18 protein-coding genes are annotated in these 19,491 nt (G+C 70.8%); 7 read left to right on the top strand and 11 right to left on the bottom strand.

The genetic code is table 11. From position 1 onward, the window contains the following. Positions 1-77: 77 nt before the first annotated feature. The 5 genes from pgl to tkt are packed head-to-tail and all read right to left on the bottom strand — an operon-like array spanning position 78 to position 6,573. Complete coding sequence (gene pgl, locus NWFMUON74_RS20505) at positions 78-812, bottom strand: 6-phosphogluconolactonase (RefSeq protein ID WP_187683463.1); 735 nt, start codon at positions 810-812, stop codon at positions 78-80. Positions 813-819: 7 nt separating this feature from the next. Further along, entirely contained in the window at positions 820-1,728 is a 909-nt protein-coding gene (gene opcA, locus NWFMUON74_RS20500) for a glucose-6-phosphate dehydrogenase assembly protein OpcA (RefSeq protein ID WP_342212954.1), read from the bottom strand. Then, on the bottom strand, positions 1,725-3,287 hold the full coding sequence (zwf, locus tag NWFMUON74_RS20495; RefSeq protein ID WP_187683461.1) for a glucose-6-phosphate dehydrogenase: 1,563 nt from the start codon (positions 3,285-3,287) through the stop codon (positions 1,725-1,727). The genes opcA and zwf overlap by 4 nt, the downstream gene beginning before the upstream one ends. Before the next feature lie 5 nt (positions 3,288-3,292). Continuing rightward, positions 3,293-4,423: a transaldolase gene (gene tal, locus NWFMUON74_RS20490; protein WP_187683460.1), complete on the bottom strand. Its 1,131-nt coding sequence runs from the start codon at positions 4,421-4,423 to the stop codon at positions 3,293-3,295. Between the two features lie 5 nt (positions 4,424-4,428). Beyond that, complete coding sequence (gene tkt / locus NWFMUON74_RS20485) at positions 4,429-6,573, bottom strand: transketolase (protein WP_187683459.1); 2,145 nt, start codon at positions 6,571-6,573, stop codon at positions 4,429-4,431. A gap of 272 nt (positions 6,574-6,845) precedes the next feature. Between tkt and NWFMUON74_RS20480 the strand changes: the two genes are divergently transcribed. Continuing rightward, positions 6,846-7,832: a heme o synthase gene (locus NWFMUON74_RS20480; RefSeq protein ID WP_187683458.1), complete on the top strand. Its 987-nt coding sequence runs from the start codon at positions 6,846-6,848 to the stop codon at positions 7,830-7,832. 461 nt (positions 7,833-8,293) lie between these two features. Here the strand turns inward: NWFMUON74_RS20480 and NWFMUON74_RS20475 are convergent, their stop codons facing one another. Next, the gene (locus tag NWFMUON74_RS20475; protein ID WP_187683457.1) at positions 8,294-10,147 is read right to left on the bottom strand and encodes a hypothetical protein; all 1,854 of its coding nucleotides are present in this window, start codon (positions 10,145-10,147) and stop codon (positions 8,294-8,296) included. A 259-nt stretch (positions 10,148-10,406) separates the two neighbouring features. After that, positions 10,407-11,855, bottom strand: a complete 1,449-nt coding sequence (locus NWFMUON74_RS20470) for an FAD-dependent monooxygenase (protein WP_187683456.1) — start codon at positions 11,853-11,855, stop codon at positions 10,407-10,409. Between the two features lie 83 nt (positions 11,856-11,938). Here NWFMUON74_RS20470 and NWFMUON74_RS20465 point away from each other — a divergent pair, with 83 nt between their 5' ends. Continuing rightward, complete coding sequence (locus NWFMUON74_RS20465; protein WP_187683455.1) at positions 11,939-12,559, top strand: TetR/AcrR family transcriptional regulator; 621 nt, start codon at positions 11,939-11,941, stop codon at positions 12,557-12,559. Between the two features lie 30 nt (positions 12,560-12,589). On the opposite strand, the gene NWFMUON74_RS20460 is transcribed toward NWFMUON74_RS20465, so the two are convergent. Next, positions 12,590-12,880, bottom strand: a complete 291-nt coding sequence (locus tag NWFMUON74_RS20460) for a hypothetical protein (protein WP_187683454.1) — start codon at positions 12,878-12,880, stop codon at positions 12,590-12,592. Positions 12,881-13,069: 189 nt separating this feature from the next. Between NWFMUON74_RS20460 and NWFMUON74_RS20455 the strand changes: the two genes are divergently transcribed. After that, entirely contained in the window at positions 13,070-14,290 is a 1,221-nt protein-coding gene (locus NWFMUON74_RS20455) for an NsdA family TPR-like regulatory protein (protein ID WP_187683453.1), read from the top strand. Further along, positions 14,290-15,171 carry a phosphotransferase enzyme family protein gene (locus tag NWFMUON74_RS20450; RefSeq protein ID WP_187683452.1) on the top strand — a complete coding sequence of 294 codons (882 nt, stop codon included), beginning with the start codon at positions 14,290-14,292 and terminating at the stop codon, positions 15,169-15,171. The genes NWFMUON74_RS20455 and NWFMUON74_RS20450 overlap by 1 nt, the downstream gene beginning before the upstream one ends. A 13-nt stretch (positions 15,172-15,184) precedes the next feature. Here the strand turns inward: NWFMUON74_RS20450 and NWFMUON74_RS20445 are convergent, their stop codons facing one another. Beyond that, the gene (locus NWFMUON74_RS20445; RefSeq protein ID WP_187683451.1) at positions 15,185-16,150 is read right to left on the bottom strand and encodes a quinone oxidoreductase family protein; all 966 of its coding nucleotides are present in this window, start codon (positions 16,148-16,150) and stop codon (positions 15,185-15,187) included. Positions 16,151-16,185: 35 nt separating this feature from the next. On the opposite strand from NWFMUON74_RS20445, the gene NWFMUON74_RS20440 reads away from it, so the two are divergent. Both NWFMUON74_RS20440 and NWFMUON74_RS20435 read left to right on the top strand, forming a co-directional pair. Further along, a complete protein-coding gene (locus NWFMUON74_RS20440; protein WP_187683450.1) occupies positions 16,186-16,530 on the top strand; it encodes a hypothetical protein in 345 nt (114 codons plus the stop codon). Positions 16,531-16,533: 3 nt separating this feature from the next. Next, positions 16,534-17,307: a transporter substrate-binding domain-containing protein gene (locus NWFMUON74_RS20435; protein ID WP_187683449.1), complete on the top strand. Its 774-nt coding sequence runs from the start codon at positions 16,534-16,536 to the stop codon at positions 17,305-17,307. Between the two features lie 19 nt (positions 17,308-17,326). On the opposite strand, the gene NWFMUON74_RS20430 is transcribed toward NWFMUON74_RS20435, so the two are convergent. Then, positions 17,327-17,539 (bottom strand): FmdB family zinc ribbon protein, encoded by a 213-nt coding sequence (locus NWFMUON74_RS20430; RefSeq protein ID WP_187683448.1) that lies wholly within the window; start codon positions 17,537-17,539, stop codon positions 17,327-17,329. 290 nt (positions 17,540-17,829) lie between these two features. Then, positions 17,830-18,798 (bottom strand): COX15/CtaA family protein, encoded by a 969-nt coding sequence (locus NWFMUON74_RS20425; protein WP_187683447.1) that lies wholly within the window; start codon positions 18,796-18,798, stop codon positions 17,830-17,832. A 65-nt stretch (positions 18,799-18,863) separates the two neighbouring features. Between NWFMUON74_RS20425 and mug the strand changes: the two genes are divergently transcribed. Further along, positions 18,864-19,448, top strand: coding sequence for a G/U mismatch-specific DNA glycosylase (mug, locus tag NWFMUON74_RS20420; protein ID WP_187683446.1), 585 nt, complete (start codon positions 18,864-18,866; stop codon positions 19,446-19,448). The last annotated feature ends 43 nt before the right edge of the window (positions 19,449-19,491 follow it).

The raw sequence follows: 19,491 nt of genomic DNA, 5'->3' as shown, positions 1-19,491 counted from the left end.
GCGCGAGTCGAACCGCGATCGATCAGCGAATCGGAGCCGCGCCGTCCGCTGAATCGGCGAGGCAGCCGACCACCTGGTCAGCGGGAGAGCTGTGCTGCGGCGGGGGAATCGAGCAGCCAGGTGGTGGTTTCGCTGCCGTGTGCGCCTGCGGCGGGGAAGTCGACGGGGTCGGCACCGGCGGTGGCCGCGGCTACCGCCTCGGCCTTGGCCGCGCCGCCGACCACCAGCACGACGTGGCGGGCGCGGCGGACCGCGGGCAGGGTGAGGGTCACGCGCACCGGCGGCGGCTTGGGCGAATTCGTCACCGCGACAACGAGTTCGTGCTCCTCGCGGACGGCGGCGGTGTGCGGGAACAGCGAGTTCACGTGGCCTTCGCCGCCCATGCCGAGCAGGTGCAGATCGAAGGCCCCGTGCTCGGCCAGGTGCGCGTGTACGGCCGCCGAGTACTCCGCGGCCGCCTCGACCGGATCGGGATATTCCCCGTCCGAGGCCGCTACCGGATGCACCCGCGCCGGATCCACCGGCACGTGGTCCAGCAGCGCCTGCCGGGCCTGCAGGTCGTTGCGCTCGGAATCGGCTGCGGGAACGAACCTCTCGTCACCCCAGAACACGTCCAGTCGTGACCAGTCGACAGCGCCGGGATCCTTCCGGACGCGCTCCAGGAGACCGATGCCGGTACCGCCCCCGGTCAGCACCACCGACGCCGACCCCCGCGCGGCCTGCGCCGCAGTCACCACGGCCACGAACTTCGCGGCCGCCGCGGCCACCAATTCCTCCGTGCCGGAGAAGACTTCGACGTTGGTCTCGCTCATCGGTCCCTCACTCGTAGGTCACCTTCTCGATGCCCGACAGGGCTTCCGCGTAGATCTCGTCGTCGTCCAGGCGGCGCAACTCCTCCGCGAGACAGTCCTTCGTCTCGCGGCGGGCCAGGGCGAAGCGCTGATCCGGTTCGCCGGTGCGGGAAAGCGTTGCCGTGCGGCCGGTCTGGGGACGGGCGATGGCGATGGAGACCGTCGGGCGGTGCAGTTCGACGCGCAGTTCGCCGGTACGCCGCCGCACGGGGCAGTTGAGCCGCGCGGCCAGCCAACCGGCCAGCACATCCAGCGCCGGTTCCTCCTTCAGGCCCGACACCGTCACCGATTCGACCGCCTCGTACGGCGGTTCGTCGAGAGCGGCGGCCAACAACGCTCGCCAGTAGGTGATGCGGCTCCACGCCAGATCGGTGTTGCCCGGGGCGTAGGAGGTGACCCGCTTGCGGATCGCCTCCTGCGGATCGGGGGCGAAGGTGGCATCGGTGATGCGCCGAATCGCCAAGCGTCCCACCGAATCCTTCGACGGGAACTCCGGCGCGCCCCGCGGCCACCACGCCACCACCGGCGTATCGGGCAGCAGGAACGGGATCACCACGCTGCTCTCGTGATTGACCAGATCGCCCTGCAGCCGCAGCACTATCACCTCGGCCGCCCCGGCGTCGCCGCCGACGCGGATCTGCGCGTCCAGCTTGGTCTCGGCGAACCGGTCGCCGCGCGCGAGCACGATGACGCGGCAAGGGTGTTCGCGACTGGCGTCGTTGGCCGCGTCGATGGCGTCCTCGGCCTCGGAGCTGTCCAGCGTGCACACCACCAGCGTGAGCACGCGGCCGGTGGTGATGACGCCGTTGCTCTCCCGCAGCTTCACCAGCCGCTTGGCGACCGAGCGGGTGTCGGTCGCGGGCATGTCGACGATCACGGCCGCCGCCATTCCCGCCCGGTGCGGGCGAGCATCTCGTCGGCGGAGGCCGGACCCCAGGTCCCCGCCTCGTACGGTTCCGGTTTGCCGTCGGCGTGCCAATGCTCGAGCACGGGATCGAGGATGCGCCAGGACAATTCGACCTCCTCGTTGACGGGGAACAGCGACGGCTCGCCGAGCAGCATGTCCAGGATCAGCCGTTCGTAGGCCTCCGGCGAGGATTCGGTGAACGACTCGCCGTAGCTGAAGTCCATGTTGACGTCGCGGACCTCCATGCTGGACCCGGGCACCTTGGACCCGAACCGCAGCGTGATGCCCTCGTCCGGCTGCACCCGGATCACCAGGGCGTTCTGCCCCAGCTCCTCGGTCATGGTCTGGTCGAACGGCAGGTGCGGCGCCCGCTTGAACATCACCGCGATCTCGGTCACCCTGCGGCCCAGGCGCTTTCCGGTCCGCAGATAGAACGGCACGCCCGCCCAGCGCCGCGTGTCGACGTTCAGCGTGATCGCGGCGTAGGTCTCGGTGCGGGAGTTGGGATCGAAACCCTCCTCCTGCAGCAGGCCCACCACCTTCTCGCTGCCCTGCCAGCCCTCGGTGTACTGGCCGCGGGCGGTGGTCTCGTCCAGCGGCTCCACCAGCTTGGTCGCCGAGAGCACCTTGATCTTCTCGATCTGCAGCTGCCGCGGCTGGAAGCTGACCGGATCCTCCATCGTGGTCAGCGCCAGCAGCTGCAGCAGATGGTTCTGGATGACGTCGCGCGCCGCGCCGATGCCGTCGTAATAGCCCGCGCGCCCGCCCAATCCGATGTCCTCGGCCATCGTGATCTGCACGTGGTCGACGAAATTGGAACTCCAGATGGGCTCGAACATCTCGTTGGCGAAGCGCAGCGCCAGCAGGTTCTGCACCGTCTCCTTGCCGAGGTAGTGATCGATGCGGAACACCGTCTCCTCGGGGAACACGCGGTTGACCAGGGCGTTGAGTTCCTGCGCGCTCTTCAGGTCGTGCCCGAACGGCTTCTCGATGACGACCCGCCGCCACGGCTTCTGCCGTCCCTCGCCCGGATCCGGCGGCTGCGCCAGGCCGGTGCGGGAAAGCTGTTGCAGCACAAGGGGAAAAGCGTTCGGCGGGATCGACAGGTAGAAGGCGTGATTGCCGCCGGTGCCGCGATCGTGGTCGAGCTGCTTCAGCGTCGCCGCCAGCTGGGAGAAGGCCGCGTCGTCCTCGAAGGTGCCCTGTACGAAGCGGATTCCCTCCGAGAGCTGGTCCCAGACCTCCTGCCGGAACGGGGTGCGCGCATGCTGCTTCACCGCCTCCAGCACGACCTTGGCGAAGTCCTCGTCCGCGTAGTCCCGCCGGGCGAACCCGACCAGCGCGAACCCGGGCGGCAGCAGCCCGCGGTTCGCGAGATCGTAGATGGCCGGCATCAGTTTCTTACGGGACAGATCACCGGTGACACCGAAGATCACCATGCTGCACGGGCCCGCGATCCGGGGCAGCCGCTTGTCGCTCTCCTGGCGCAGCGGATTCCCCGGAGCGGCCGTCGTCTCTGCGCCGGCCATCGCGGTCAGTTGTTTCCGGTGGTCTGCAGTTCGGTGGCCGTCGCGGACAGCAGTTCCTCCCACGACTTCTCGAACTTCTCCACGCCCTCGCGCTCGAGCACGGCGAACACGTCGTCGAGGTCGACGCCGACCGCGCTGAGTTCGTCGAACACCGCCTGCGCCTGTTCCGCGGTACCGCTGACGGCGTCACCGCGCTGCTCGCCGTGGTCGGCGTAGGCCTCGAGCGTCTTCTCCGGCAGCGTGTTCACCGTGTTGGGCGCGACCAGTTCGGTGATGTACATGGTGTCGGAGTACTCGGGGTTCTTCACGCCCGTCGACGCCCACAGCGGGCGCTGCCGGTTGCCGCCCGCGGAGGACAGGTGCGCGAAGGTCGAGGTGTGCTTGCCGCCGTCGAACACGTCCTGGTACTCGGCGTAGGCCAGGCGCGCGTTGGCGATACCGGCCCGGCCGCGCAGTGCCAGGGCCTGCGGCGTGCCGATGGCCTCGAGCCGCTTGTCGATCTCGGTGTCCACGCGGGAGACGAAGAACGACGCGACGGAATGGATGCGGGCCAGATCGTGCCCGGCGATCCGGGCATTGCGCAGCCCGTCCAGGTACGCGCCCATGACGCTGCGGTAACGGGCCACCGAGAAGATCAGCGTCACGTTCACGCTGATGCCCTCCGCGATCACCTTGGTGATGGCGGGCAGGCCCTCCTCGGTCGCGGGGATCTTGATGAACAGGTTGGGCCGGTCGACGATCTTCCACAGCTCGATCGCCTGCGCGACCGTCTTGTCGGTGTCGAAGGCCATGCGCGGGTCGACCTCGATCGACACCCGGCCGTCGACGCCGTTGGTCGCCTCGAACACCTCGGCGAATACGTCGCAGGCGGCGCGCACGTCGTCGGTGGTGATGGTGCGGATCGCCGACTCGACGTCCGCGCCGCGGGCGGCCAGCTCTTTGACCTGCTCGTCGTAGGCGTGGCCCTTGCTGAGCGCACCCTGGAAGATGGTCGGGTTGGTGGTGACGCCGACGACGCTGCGGGTGGCGATGAGTTCGGCGAGGTTGCCCGACCGGATGCGGTCGCGCGACAGATCGTCGAGCCACACCGACACGCCCTCCGCGGACAGTGCGGCGAGTTTCTCGTTCTGTGCCATGTCGGTTATCCCTTCACCTTGTCGAGTGAGCGCTGAGCGGCCTCGACCACGGCCTCGGCGGTGATGCCGAACTCGCGGAACAGGGTCTTGTAGTCGGCCGAGGCACCGAAGTGCTCGATCGACACGATCTCGCCGTCCGCACCGGCGAAGCGGTACCACGGCATCGAGATCCCGGCCTCCACGGTGACCCGGGCCCGGACCGCCGGCGGCAGCACCTCGTCGCGGTAGGACTGCTCCTGCGCGTCGAACCACTCCACACACGGCATCGAGACCACGCGGGCGCCGATGCCCTGCGCCTCCAGGGTAGTCCTGGCCTCGACCGCGAGCTGCAACTCCGAACCGGTGGCGATCAGGATCACCTGCGGTGTGCCGGTGGATGATTCGGCCAGCACGTAGCCGCCGCGGCGCACTCCCTCGTAGCTGGTGCCCGCCAGGACCGGCAGGTTCTGGCGGGTCAGCGCCAGCGCCGAGGGGCCGTCGATGTGCGGGGTCTCCGACACCTCGTACGGCGAATTGTGTTCGGCGCTCTCCAGTTCCAGCACCGCGCGCCAGGCGTGCACGGTCTCGTTGGCGTCGCCCGGGCGGACCACGTTCAGGCCCGGGATGGCGCGCAGCGCGGCCAGGTGCTCGATCGGCTGATGGGTCGGGCCGTCCTCGCCGAGGCCGATCGAGTCGTGCGTCCAGACGTAGACCGCGGGGACCCGCATGAGCGCGGCCAGGCGCACGGCCGGGCGCATGTAATCGGAGAACACCAGGAAGGTGCCGCCGTAGGGGCGGGTCGGGCCGTGCAGGGCGATGCCGTTGAGGATCGCGCCCATCGCGTGCTCGCGCACACCGAAGTGCAGTGTGCGGCCGTAGGGGTTGGCCTTCCACATGCCCGTGGAGATGGACTCCGGACCGAAGCTCGGCACGCCCGGCATGGTGGTGTTGTTGGATTCGGCCAGGTCGGCCGAGCCGCCCCACAGCTCGGGGAGTACGGGGGCCAGCGCCGCGAGCACCTTGCCGGAGGCCTTGCGGGTGGCGACGCCGCTGTCGTCGGCTTCGAACGTCGGCAGCACGTCGGCCCAGCCCTCGGGCAGGTCACGCGCCTGCAGACGGTCGTAGAGCGCCTTGTTGTCGGGGTTGGCCGCGGCCCAGGCGTCGAACCGCTCCTGCCAGGCGGCGCGCAGGGCCTTGCCGCGGTCGGCGGCGTGCCGGCGGGTATGGGCGATGACCGCGTCGTCGACCTCGAAGGTCTTGTCCGGGTCGAAGCCGAGGGCCTTCTTGGTCGCGGCCACCTCGTCGGCGCCCAGCGCGGCGCCGTGCGCGGCGCCGGTGTTCATCTTGTTCGGCGCCGGATAGCCGATGATGGTGCGCAGCAGGATGAACGACGGCTTGTCGGTCACCGCCTTGGCCTCGTTCAGCGCCTTCTCGATGGCGACGACGTCCTCGCCGCCCTCGACCACCTGCACGTGCCAGCCGTAGGCGCGGTAGCGTTCGGCGGTGTCCTCGGTCAGGGCGATGGAGGTGTCGTCCTCGATGGAGATCTTGTTGTCGTCGTAGATCACCACCAGGTTGCCCAGCTGCTGGGTACCGGCCAGCGACGACGCCTCGGAGGTGACGCCCTCCTCGATGTCACCGTCGGAGGCGATCACGAAGATGTAGTGGTCGAAGGGGCTCTCGCCCTCGGGCGCGGCCGGATCCCACAGCCCGCGCTCGCGCCGCGCCGCCATCGCCATACCGACCGCGGAGGCCAGGCCCTGACCCAGCGGGCCGGTGGTGATCTCGACGCCGGGCGTGTGCCGGTACTCCGGGTGGCCCGGGGTGAGCGAGCCCCACTTGCGCAGATTCTTCAGATCCTCGAGCTCGAGGCCGATGCCCGCCAGGTACAGCTGGATGTACTGGGTGAGGCTGGAGTGGCCGCACGACAGCACGAAGCGGTCGCGGCCCGGCCAATCGTGGTCGGCGGGGTCGTAGTCCATGACCCGCTGGTAGAGGGTGTATGCCAGCGGCGCCAGGCTCATCGCCGTGCCGGGGTGGCCGTTGCCTGCCTGCTGCACGGCGTCCGCGGCGAGTACGCGGACGGTGTCGACGGCTCTGGTGTCCAGATCGGTCCAGTCGTCCGGGTGGTTCGGCTGGGTGAGGGCGCGGATGTCGTCTGTGACTGACACGACCGAGGTTCTCCTGACCTTCTCGTCAACTATGCGGTTACGGCGGCGTGCTGCTTGCGAGCGCTGGATGCACCACCCACCCTAGAGCCCGCCGGAATCCCCGCACGCGGGAACCCGGCATCGACGGGGCCGTGTCGTGGGTTCGTCGCGCCGGGTGGGTGCCGGACCACAACCCGCGTGGGTCTACCATCGCGTGTAGTAGTTGCAGCGCCGCAGGGCGGCGCGCGGCTGGTTCCTGGACCGGATCGATGCACCACCTGCGAGGAGAGACAGTGCGGATTGGGCAACAGCCGGGTGGTGCGCATGGCCCCTCCGCGACGGCGCTCGCCGACCGTGTCACGGGCACGGGACCGCTGTCGGCGCTGACTCGCCGGATACTGGCCTACATCGCGCTGACCAAGCCGCGGGTCATCGAACTGCTGCTGGTGGCGACGATTCCGACCATGCTGCTGGCCGACCGCGGGCACATCGATATCCGGCTCATCCTCGCCACGCTGTTCGGCGGGTGGATGGGTGCGGCCAGCGCGAACACGCTGAACTGTGTCGCCGACGCCGATATCGATAAGGTCATGAAGCGCACCTCCAAGCGCCCGCTGGCCCGCGACGCCGTGCCGACCCGCCACGCGTTCGTGTTCGGCGTCGTGCTGGGCGCGGGGTCGTTCGCGTGGCTGTGGTGGCAGGCGAATCTGCTGTCCGGTCTGCTGGTGGTCGCGACCATCCTGTTCTACGTCTTCGTCTACACGCTCGGACTGAAGCGCCGGACCTCGCAGAACGTGGTCTGGGGCGGGGCGGCCGGGTGCATGCCCGCGCTGGTCGGCTGGTCGGCGGCCACCGGGACCATCGGCTGGCCCGCGCTCGTGCTGTTCCTGGTGATCTTCTTCTGGACTCCGCCGCACACCTGGGCGCTGGCCATGCGCTACAAGGAGGACTACCGCGCGGCCGGGGTGCCGATGCTGCCGGTGGTGGCGACCGAGCAGGCGGTCACCAAGCAGATCGTCGTCTACACGTGGCTGACCGTCGCCGCCACACTGGCCCTCATCCCCGCCACCGGCGTGGTGTACGCGGCTGTGGCGCTCGCTGCGGGCGCGTGGTTCCTGCTGATGGCCCACCAGCTCTACTCCGGCGTCCGCCGCGGCGAATCCGTCAAACCCCTGCGCCTGTTCCTGCAGTCCAACAACTACCTCGCCGTCGTCTTCTGCGGCCTGGCCGTCGACTCCGTCCTCGGCTGGCACACCCTCGGCCACACCCTGTTCGGCTGATCGGCGCACGGCATCCATCTTCCGCGCCCGGCACGAGCGCATCGACCCCTGCCGTACCCCTTGTTCCCAGGACCTCGCGGTGACGGCCGGATCGACGAAAACGGCTGGGCGGCGAAGGAGGGCGTGCCGAGCCAGGGCAAGCAGATCCGCCGCCGAACGAATGGTCGCGGCGGGTTGGAAGCGAGTATGTGCATCTGACGCCACAACGGAGGTTACCAAGGCGACGTGGGAAAGATTTCGGTCCGATTCCCCCGTCGCTTCCGTCCAACCCTCTGACCGAATCGACGGTGATCGCTTGCCACGCAAGACCTTTACCGCATTCAGCGTTGCTGCACGGATAGATGACACCGTCGCCTGATAGTGCGGCAGCCCCGACAGCGCAGGCGGATACTCACGCAAGTACGGCGGGCGTATCCGCCTCGGCATGGTGATTCCGAGTGCGGGTGGTCCTGCCGGGCAGGTTATTCGGATGGGGTGATTTCGGCCGGTGCGGCGGGCGGCGCCGGCGGGGGAGGATCTGCGGGTACATCGGGCTCTACCGGTGCAGGCGGTGCCACGGGTTCCGCCGGGGCGGCGGGTTCGGGCGGTGCTGCGGGCGCGGCGGGTTCAGCCGGTGGGGCGGGGGCGGCCGGTTCCGCAGCGGCCGGGTGTTCCACTGGCACGCCCGGTTTCGGCGAGACCGCCCGGCCGACCGGTGCGGCGGATTCGGCGGGGGCCGGGGGTGGGAGTTGTTCCGCAGGGGCCGGTGGCGGCACCTGCTCCGCCGGGACCGGCGGACCGGCCGGTGGTTCGGGTTCGGCCGCCGGGCCCGACGGCGGGCAGTCGGGTTGCAGCGGGAAGCAGGCCGGGGCGGGGGTTTCGGAGGGGATGGTGATGTCGGGAGCTGTGGTGTGCGGGGCGATGGATTCGCTGGTGCGGGTGCCGGGTGCGGGGGCGGGCTTGGACGGTTCGTCGTCGCCGCCGGTGCACATGGCGACGACGGCCAGGATGAGTACCAGCAGGGCCAGCAGCACCAGGGGCACGATGCTCCGCCCACGAGGCCGCGGTGGCTTGGGCGGGCGAGGTTCGAAGGGCACCGCATACGGCTGGGCGGGGGAGGAGTACGAGGACTGGCCACCGGAGAACCCACCCGGCGCGAAACTCGGTGCGGCGGAGGAGTAATCCCGCTGCGGAGCACCGGAACGGAATGTGCCCGGGCCGCCGGACGCGCCGTAACCTCCTGCTGCGGCGGTGGATTCGCGCCGGGAGCTCCGGCGGCGGCGCGGCGTGTCGGTTGCGGTCGAACCGTACCCCGGCGCGGTTGAACCGTAAGCTGGCGCGGGTGAACCGGCAACCGATCCGGGCGACCCGTATGCGGGCCTAGCGGACCCGTAAGCCGGTGTGGCCGCGGTGTATTCGCGCGTCGGCACACCCTGCCCGCCGGGCGGCGGCGTGGACCGGCCGGGCAACGGAACCGGCGCGCCTCCGGGCGGCGGCGGCATCGGTGCGCCTGCGGTCGGCGGCGTCGGTGCTCCTCCGCGCGGCGGCGGAATGGGTGCGCCTCCGGCCGACAGTGGCGTCGGCGCGCCCCCGGTCGCCGTCGGCATCGGTGCCCCCGAGCCGGAAATCGGTGCGGGCGTGCCGGTTTGCCCCGACCCGGGTGCCGCGGCGGCGGACGCACTCCCGGCGCCATCGCCCCGCGGCGGCGGAAAACCCTCCGCGATAAGGTCGGAATACGTTGCCGCGGCGGCGAATCCGAGTGCGCCGAGGGCCTGGCCCACCTGCGCGGCATCCCACGCGTCGGGACGCGCCACACCGCCCTCGGCCTGGTCGGCTCCCGTGAGCTGGGTGAAGTAGGCGCGCAGCGAGGAGGGCCCGTCGCCCACCACCACATCCAGCCCGGGCGCCAGCGCGCCCTTCTCCAGGCTGACCCGGGTGCCCAGCTGCGGAATCACTAGTACCACGCCCATGACCGCGACGTGCTGGCGGCCCGGTGCCGCCCGCAGCACCCGCTCGATCTCGGCGGTGCGGGTGCGGATCTCGTCCATCGGCTCGGTGCCGGTCTGCACGCCCTCGAGCGGCGCGATATGTCCGTCGATCGTCCACGGCGCGGTGTCGGCGACGGTGAGCGGGCCGTTGCGGCGTTCGGTGAAGCCCTTCACCACGACGACCACGCAGGCTCGCGGGGTCCACACGATCAGGTCTGCGCCGTGCGCCTTCACCACCGCGATACCGGACAGCGCGTGCGATCCGGTCCACGACTTCAACCAGTTCACCACCGTCCGTTCGGTGCTGGACAGTCGCGACGGGTCGTCGTTGCGGACCTTCACCAACATCCTGATCAACCCCTGGTCGATACGTATCTGCCTGCCGCCCGAGCGACTGCCCGGTTCGTACGTGGTCACGTCGAACCGGGCGAATCGGCTTGCGCGGCAGCACAGATCATCCAGCATCGGCGCGGCCGCGTCGCGGGCGGGTCACCCCTCTTTACACCAGCCGTCGTCCGCTCGGAGCGAATACGCCGCAGTAGCAAAGGCTTCGCGACCGCTCGCCGCTCGCTACGGCACTGGTCGAAGGGCCGGCTCGATAGCGCGCTCAGGCATCGGTGCGCCAGGCCAGATACCCGTCGGGCCGGACGAGTACGCGGGTGCCCGGCCGGGCGGCGTAGCCCTCGAAGGCATGACCGCCGACGGCGACCAGCTCGCCGTCGGCGGGCGTGGCCTCCGGCGGCGCGATCGAATACCCCTGGACGCCTTCGGTGCCGGGGGCGGCGGCCGTGCCGAAGGCGAGCAGCGTCGCGTGCGGCCCCCGGAACAGGTCGAACAGCCGCAGCGCGGTCCCGTCGGCCCGGCGCAGGGGAGCGTCGGGCGCCCGATCGCCCGCCACCAGCGCACCCGCCGCGCCGGGATCGCGATAGCTGATGTCGAGCTGCTGGGTCTCCGCACCGCGCCGCATGGCGTCATCGTCTCCGGCGGTGTGCTTGTCGAGCAGCCGGGAGCTGATGCCCAGCACGCGGGCGGCGACGGCCCGCCGCTCGGTCTCGTAACCGGTGAGCAGCGCGTCGGTATCCTCGGCCGGAGCCGCGCCGGTGAGTGCGGCCGCCAGTTTCCAGCCGAGGTTGTAGGCATCCTGGATGCCGGTGTTCATGCCCTGTCCGCCGGTCGGCGGATGCACGTGCGCGGCGTCGCCCGCGAGGAACACCCGGCCGTCCCGGAACCGTTGCGCCAGGCGCACGTTCGGCCGCCACACCGTCGACCACGCGGGTTCGTCGATCTCGAGGTCGGTGCGGCCGGTGAGACGGTCGACGTAGCCCTGCAGCACCGCGCGGGTCGGCTCGGTGTCCTCCGCCAGCGGGGCCACGAACTGGAACAACCGCCCGCCGGGCAAGGGGCTCAACGCGATTCCGCGCATCGGGGCGTCGGCCGTGGCGAACCAGTAGCCGTAGTCGTGGTCGAGCGCGTCGGCACGGACGTCGCCCAGCAGCATCCGCAGGGATTCGTCGGTACTGCCCTCGAACGCGATGCCCAGCGTCTTGCGGACCGTGCTGCGCCCGCCGTCCGCGCCGACGAGGTACTCGGCGCGCACCGTCTCGGCGCCACCGGGACCGGCGAGGACGGCGGTGACACCGCTGTCGTCCTGGGTGAAACCGGTGAGCGCCGTGGACAGTTCGACGTGCACGCCCAACTCCGCGAGCCGCGCCCGCAGGATGGCCTCGGTGTCGGACTGCCCGAGCACCCACGGATTGGGGTACGGCACGGCCGGCGTCGGGTCGCGCGGTTCGACCATGCGCCGCTCGGTCACGTACTGCCCGTCCAGATAGACCCGCATCGGCGCGGGCGGGGCGCCCGCGGCCAGGATCGCGTCGAGGACACCGAGGTCGTCGAACACCTCCAGGGTGCGCGGCTGGATGCCGTCGCCGCGTGACCCGGCGAAGTACTCCGCCGCCCGATCGATGAGGCGGACCCCGACGCCGCGCCGGGCGAGGTCGATGGCCAGGGTGAGCCCGGTCGGACCGGCTCCGGCGATGAGTACCCGAGGTGACACGCCGTCCTCCAAAACTGAATCTAAATTCACTGAAACTGAATTCAGTATTCTGGTTGATAGGGTCCGCTGTCAAGGAGGTGGTCATGGCCACGGGTCGGGCGGAGACGGGCCGGCGCAGGGAACGCTCGGCGGAAACCGAACAGGCGCTCAAGGATGCGGCGCGCCGGTTGTTCGCCGAGCGCGGGTACCTGAACACCAAGATCACCGACATCACCGCGGCGGCCGGGCGCGCGGCGGGCTCCTTCTACAACCATTTCGCGAGCAAGGAGGAGTTGCTCCAGGCGCTACTGGCCGACTTTGCCGCACAGGGGGATACGGCCGCGGAGGGGACGTCGCACAATCCGGACTTCACCGATCCCGCCGCCGTGCGCTTCCACGTCGAGCACTACTGGACCTTCGCGCGTCGTAACTGGCCCGTGCTGCGCGCGATGAATCAAGCCGCCCTGGTCAACGAGGAATTCGCGCGGCGCACTGCCCGGTTCGCCGTGGAGCAGCGCAAGGACATCGACGATCACCTGGACGGATTCGCCGCGGCCGGACTGCGGTTGCCCAGCAGCCGTGACGCCAGCCTGGCGATGATGTTCCTGTCGCTGCACGCGATGCTGGAGGCGGTCGAGGAGGGTACGGTGCGGCTCACCGACGAGCAGGCGATCGAGGGCCTCACCCGCTTCGTGTATCGGGGCCTGACCGGCCGCGACTACTGACCGGCGGCGCGAAAGACCCTGCCGCGCGGCCTATTCCCAGGCGTGCATGTTGGGCAGCGGCGGATGCGCGGCCTGTGCGTCGTCGTCGACGGTGACCTCGACGCCGTAGCGCTGCAGCTCCACCGCGACCCGGCCCGCGACCCGGCGCGGCGCCCGATAGTCGACCGCGACGCCGCCGAACGGAAACCGCAGCCGGATGTGCACCTCATCCACGGGTGGTCGCGCGGGCTCCCGGTCGTCGACCTGCGGTCCGCGGCACTGTCTGGGCGGCGCGCCGGCGATCGTGGGCGTGCGGCCACTGCTGTCCCGGATGTTCGCCATGGTCTGCCTCGTCGCGATGCCGTTGTTTCCCCTTCGGTTCCGGGCCCATCCCCGAGCCCGGACGCCGAAATGTTTGTGCAATTGTGCTTGCATTTCAGGGCGATGCGATAGCGTTGCTGTGTTGCCGGTCGTTGCCAAGTACTGCAACGCTGGTCGAAGTCGTTGCGCTGGAATGGAACAGATAGCTGGATGAACGACTGGCAGGCATTCGGTGGTGAGCTGCGGCGGTTGCGCCTGCAGCGGAACCTGACCCTACGCGGCTTGGCGAAGAGTATTCGCTACGACGTCGGCGCGCTGTCGCGGATCGAGAACGGCATCCGCAAGCCCCCGGCGCAGATCGTGCGGGCGCTCGACGCGGAACTGGAAGCCGCCGGTTCGCTGGTCCGGCTGGCGAGCGGCGGCGACACCGTTGCCGTGGACGACATCAGCGCGGCCGCCACGGATTCGCTGGCCTTCGCCGACTGGGCCACCGAGGACCGGGCGAGCCTGTCGATCGAGAGCCTGCACTACGAAATCGCCCGGATCGCCACCAGTTACGTGCACGCGCCCCCGCGCCCGCTGCTCGCCGACCTGCAGACCCTGCGGGACCAGGTGTGGCAGCTGTTGCGCGGCGGCCCCGCGCCGTCGCAGGCGCGAGAGCTGATGTTCCTCGGCGGCGTCGCCGTCGCGCTGCTGGCGCAGTTGTCGGGGAATCTGGGTCGGCCGATGGCCGCCATGCAGCAGGCGATGGCCGCCGAGCGGCTGGCCGAGCGCGCCGAGCACACCGGGCTGCTGGCCTGGCTGGCCGGCACCAAGGCGCTGATCGCCGAATGGAACGGAAACCCCGCGCGCGCTCTGGAATTCGCGCAGCGCGGCACCGCGGTGGCGCCCGCCGGGGAGCAGCGGGTGCGGCTGGCGGCGCTGGAGGCCCGCTGCGCGGCCCGGCTGGGACGTGTCGAGGAGGCCCGCGCGGCGATCGCGCGCGCCGTCGCCGCGGCGCAGCAGCCCGCGGACCGCGACGACGTCACCGGCTTCGGCGGGGTGCTGCGATTCCCGGCGGCGAAGGCTTCCTACTACGCGGGCAGCACTTTTCGCCTCATAGGGGATTATCCGCAGGCCGAACGCTGGGCCGCCGACGCCATCGCCGCCTATGCCGCGGGCCCCAGCGACGAGCGCAGTTACGGCGACGAGGCCCTCGCGCGCGCCGACATAGCCATCGCCTCGATCGCCCGGCACGCGGTGGACGCCGCGGCCGAGATCTTGGTACCGGTCTTGAATCTGCCACCCGGCCAGCGCATACACCCGGTGATCGAGGGTATGAAGCAGGTGGGCCAGCACCTCGGCACCGCCACCTGCCCACCGTCTCCGGTCGTCGCGAGCCTGCGGGAGGCGCTCGCGTCGTTTCCCACTCACCAACCACCGGCATTGTGATGATCGACGTATCGACCGAACAGATCCTCGTCTCGGCGTGTGCCCAGGTGGGCCTGCGCGCGGACGGCGCCAGCCTGCTGCGCGCGCACTCCAACGCCGTGTTCGTCATCGGCGACCGGGCCGTGGCCCGGATCTCGCGCTCGCCGGAGCACGGCATCCGCGCCGACACGGCCGTCGCGGTCGCGCGCTGGCTGGCCCAGCACGGGCTGCCCGTGACCGAACCGCTGATCGATCGGCCGGTGCGCTGCCACGGCGCCACCGTCACGTTCTGGCGGTACTACCCGCAGTGCGACCGCCCCCGGCCACCGGCACGCGAACTCGGCCGCATCCTGCGGCGCTTGCACGAAACCGCCGCGCCCCCTTTCCATCTGCCGCGGTACGAGCCGCTGGCGGGCCTGCTCCAGACCCTCGCGGCCGCGCCGCGCGTGCTGGCCCCGGCCGACCGGCGCTGGCTCATCGACCAGGTGGCGAGGCTGGTGGCGGAGTACGACCGGCTGGACTCCACGCTGGGCGTCGGCCCGGTGCACGGCGACGCCTATCCGGGCAATACGCTCTGGCACGGCGACACGGTGCTGCTCGGGGACTGGGACGAGGCCAGCATCGCCCCGCGCGAACTGGATCTGGTGAACACCTACCAGGGCGGAATCCGCTTCGGCCACACCGAGAACGAGTTGCGCGAGTTCACCCTCGCCTACGGCTGGGACGTGCGCGCGTGGGCCGGGTTCCCGATCCTGCGGGCCATGCGCGACCTGCACACGCTGACCTCCTACATCCGCCGGGCCGAACGCGGTGACGCGGCGGCGGGCACCGAACTGCGCCACCGCCTGCGCAGCCTGCGCGACCCCGGCCAGACCGGCACCCGGTGGCACGCCGTCGCTTGAGCGAGCGTCCGGGTCAGGGCAGCAGGACGATCGAACCGGTGGTCTTGCGACCCTCCAGATCGCGATGCGCCTGTTCCGCCTCGGCCAGCGGGTACCGCGCGCCGACCCGCACGCGCAGCCTGCCCGCGGCGATGGCCTCGAAGATATCGCCTGCGCGCCAACGCAATTCGGCACGGTCACGGGTGTAGTGGGCGAGCATCGGCCGGGTCAGGAACAGCGAGCCGCCGCGGTTGAGCCGCTGCGGGTCCACCGGCGGCACCGGCCCGCTCGCCGCGCCGAACAGCGCCAGCGTGCCGCGCACGCGCAGCGAGTCGAGGCTGGCGTCGAAGGTCGCCTTGCCGACACCGTCGTAGACCGCTGCCACCCCGATCCCGTCAGTCAGTTCCCGCACCCGCCGGGCGAGGTCGTCGCCGTACCGCAGCACCTCGGCGGCGCCCGCCGCGCGCGACAGCTCCGCCTTCTCGTCGGTGGACACGGTCGTGATCACCCGCACGCCGCGCGCGGCGGCCAGTTGGGTCAAGAGCAGGCCCACGCCGCCCGCACCCGCGTGGACCAGGATCGTCTCGCCCGGTTCCGGCCGGTAGACGCTCTCGATCAGGTAATGCGCGGTCATACCCTGCAGCAGTGCCGATGCGGCGACCGCGGCATTCACACGCGCGGGCACCGGCACGGCCACATCGGCCGGAACCACCACCTGCTCGGCGTAGCTGCCGGGTGCGGCCGCCCAGGCCACTCGGTCGCCGACGGCGAAATCGGCGACCTCCGGACCGATCTCGGCCACCACGCCGGTGCCCTCGGCGCCCGGAATGTAGGGCACCTCCTGCGGATACGTTCCGGTACGGAGGTAGGTATCGATGAAGTTGACGCCGATCGCGTTGGTGTTCACCAGCAACTGTCCGGGCCCGGCCGCGGGCGCGGGAACCTCGGCGGGCCGCAGGACCTCGGGGCCGCCGTGCTCGGAAACCTGAATGGCGCGCATATGAGCCGAACCTACCGGACGGTAAACTCTGCCGCATGAGCGAGACCGCCACTGCCACGAAGCCGCCGTCCGCCGTCGTCGACTCGGTGAAGGAGTTCGTCGCCGCCCACGGCGGTTCCGCCACCGCCGTGCTGCAACCCATCGGCCGCATCGGCGTCCGGGTCACCCTGGTGGGTTCCGACGGCGTGCTCGGCGACCGCGTCGTCGACTCCCTGGCCGCCGCGAAGTCCCTGGTGGAAGCCGTGGACGGGCTGAGCGAGACCGAGCACTGGGACCGTGAGCTGACCTCCGTCGTCACGCCCGCGCGGGGACATTGGGCGCGGATGGCCGGTTGGGTCGCCCGGCAGTCCCGGTACCCGAAGGCGCGCAACGAGCGCTGAGTCATGCGAGTCCGGCAGATCGCGGCGGCGTGCGCGGCCGCCGTCACGACCCTGCTCACGGTGTCCGCCCCCGCGGGTGCCCAGGCTCCCGCGCTGCGGGTCTGCACGACGGGGGACTACCCGCCCTATTCGGTGCGCGACGGGCACGGCGGGTTCCGCGGCGTCGACATCAAGCTGGCGCGCGGCCTCGCGGACACGCTGCGGCGGCCGGTCGAGTTCGTGCCGACCACCTGGGCGTCGCTGCAGGCCGACTTCCAACCGCTGAACTGTGACATCGCGGTCGGCGGCATCTCCGATTCGCCTGCGCGACGGGCGTTCTCGGACTTCTCGATCACCTACGGCACCGACGGCAAGGCGCCCATCACCCGCGCCGCCGACGCCGGCGCGTACGCCACCGTCGAGCAGATCAACCGGCCCGAGGTGCGCGTCATCGTGAACCGCGGCGGCACCAACGAGCAGTTCGCGCGGCAGAACTTCCCGGACGCGCGGCTGACCCTGTGGCCCGACAATGTCACCATCTTCGACGAGATCGCCCAGGGCCGCGCCGACGTGTTCGTGACCGACTCGGTGGAGGGCCGCTACCGGGTGCGCACCCACCCGGAACTGACTGTGCTGCATCCGGATCGGCCGTTCGACTCCTTCGGCAAGGTGTTCCTGCTGCGCAAGAACGACCCGCTGCTGGCCGCCGAGGTCAACGCGTGGCTCGCCGCGCAGGACGCCACCGGGGGCGTGGACCGACTGTTCGCCGACTGGATCGGGCCGGACGCCACCGCCTGAGCGACAGCGGCGGTCGGGCTCAGGCGCAGCAACCGCCGCCGCAGCAGCCGCCCGCGGCCGGTGCGGGCGCGGGAGCCGCGCCGCCCGAGCCGGTCAACGCGATCGTGGTGAGGAGCTTGACGGTGTCGGCGTGGCCGTCCGGGCAGGAGGCGGGCGCATTCGATTCGCTCATCGGCCGCATCACTTCGAAGGTGTCGGTGCATTCGCGGCAGCGGTACGCATACGTCGGCATGTCCGGATTATCGCCTGGCGGGGCGGCCGGCCACAATCGGCCCCGGGCCGCAGGGTGGGCGCGGTCGACGTCGTCGTCGGCCACCGCGCACCGCCCGCGCCGCGCAGGACGCACCGCAGGGATGGCGTGCTGGGTTCATCGTGCGAGGCAACCCCTGGCAGCCCGACCTCACCCGGTCGCGCAGCCGATCCCCAGTGTGCGGCTACCGGGCGGTCGGGGGAAGGGACACAACGCGCCAACTTCCGGACGAACGCGCCGATATCGTTGCGGCGCCGCGGGATCGGAGGTGGTCAGGCGGCGTGTGCGACCGCTGCGCCGACGCTGACCCGCTCGCGGTTGCGCATGGCCGCCCACAGGGCCGCCGTGGCGGCGGTGCAGGCCGCCGCCCCGCCGACGTGCACGGTCACCAGCGCGGCGGGCACGTCGGTGAAATACTGGACGACGCCGACCAGGCCCTGCGCGCAGACCAGTGCGATCACCGCCACGAGCCGGACGCGGATCGCCCGGTTCATGCCCACCGCGGCCAGCCCGCACGCCAGTCCGACCAGCAACGCGAGATAGGCGATCAGCAGTTCGGCGTGCAGGTGCACCAGCGTCACGATCTCCACCTGCAGCCGTTCGACGGACCGCTCGACGCTCTTGTCACCGGCATGCGGGCCCGCGCCCGTCACCAGCGTCCCGGCAATCAGAGTGGCGCACAACGCGATCGCGCTGAGCGCGGTCAGCAGGCGCAGCGGCCGCGGCGCCTGCGCCACCTCCACGCCCTCGTCCGGCTCGCCGATCTTCGCGAACAGCAGCACGGCCAGCCACACCATCAGCATGGAGGCCAGCAGATGCACCGACACCGTCCACCACAGCAGTCCGGTGCGCACCGTGATGCCCCCGATCACCGCCTGCAGCACCGTGCCGCCGGGCATCAGCCACGCGTACACGGCGACCTCGCGCCGCCGCCGCGCCCGCAGCACCGCCAGCACCACCAGCGCCGCGCACAGCGACACCACGAAGGTCAGCAGCCGATTGGAGAATTCGACCACCTGATGCAGCACCGGCACCTCGGCATGCACCACCGGCGTGAAACTGCCCGGAAAGCATTGCGGCCAGGTCGGGCACCCCAGCCCCGACGACGTGACCCGCACGATCGCCCCCGTCACCGAGATCCCCGCCTGAGAAAGAATCACCGCGAACGCGATAATCCGCTGTACCCGCAACGAGGGCAGCGGCAACAGATCGACCAGTCGCAGAAACGCGCGAGACAGCACCCCGTAATGCTAGACGACCGTCAACTACACCCTGTAGTGGGTCCATGATGAGGCAGACTGAGAGGATGGGATCAGGGGCGAGGTTTCGGCCGACGGCTGCCGATTTGGCTGCGGCGGAGGGGAAGACGATTTCGGATGTGATCGGGCCGGATCTGCGGGTGTTGTTCTGTGGGATCAATCCGGGGTTGTGGTCGGGGGCGACGGGGCATCATTTCGCGCGGCCCGGGAATCGGTTCTGGCCGGCGCTGTTCCGGTCGGGGTTCACGCCGCGGCAGTTGCGGCCGGACGAGGAAGGTGAACTGCTCACGCTCGGGCTGGGGATCACGAATGTCGCGCCGCGCACCACGGCCAAGGCGGACCAGTTGACGGCACAGGAACTGCGCGACGGCGGCCGCGCCCTGGTCGAGCGGGTGGCGCACTACCGCCCGCGTGTCCTCGCCGTGCTGGGGCTGGGCGCCTACCGCACCGCCTTCGGCCGCCCCCGCACCGCCGTCGGCCGCCAGCCCGATTCCCTCGGCGACACCGAGGTCTGGGTGCTCCCGAACCCCAGTGGCCTCAACGCCCACTACACCCTCGACGCATTGTCGGCCGAATTCCGCAAGCTCCGTGCGGAAGTGGAACGGCTCTGCGGCGGTCCCGCAGAGCAGTAAGCGCAACTCACCCTCGCCCGGTTGGTCCGGCGGAAGTCCGGGG

The organism is Nocardia wallacei (genome assembly GCF_014466955.1).
Classification (GTDB): Bacteria; Actinomycetota; Actinomycetes; order Mycobacteriales; family Mycobacteriaceae; genus Nocardia; species Nocardia wallacei.
The sequence above is the reverse complement of the archived record's forward strand: the minus strand, read 5'-3'. Positions and strand labels throughout refer to the sequence as shown.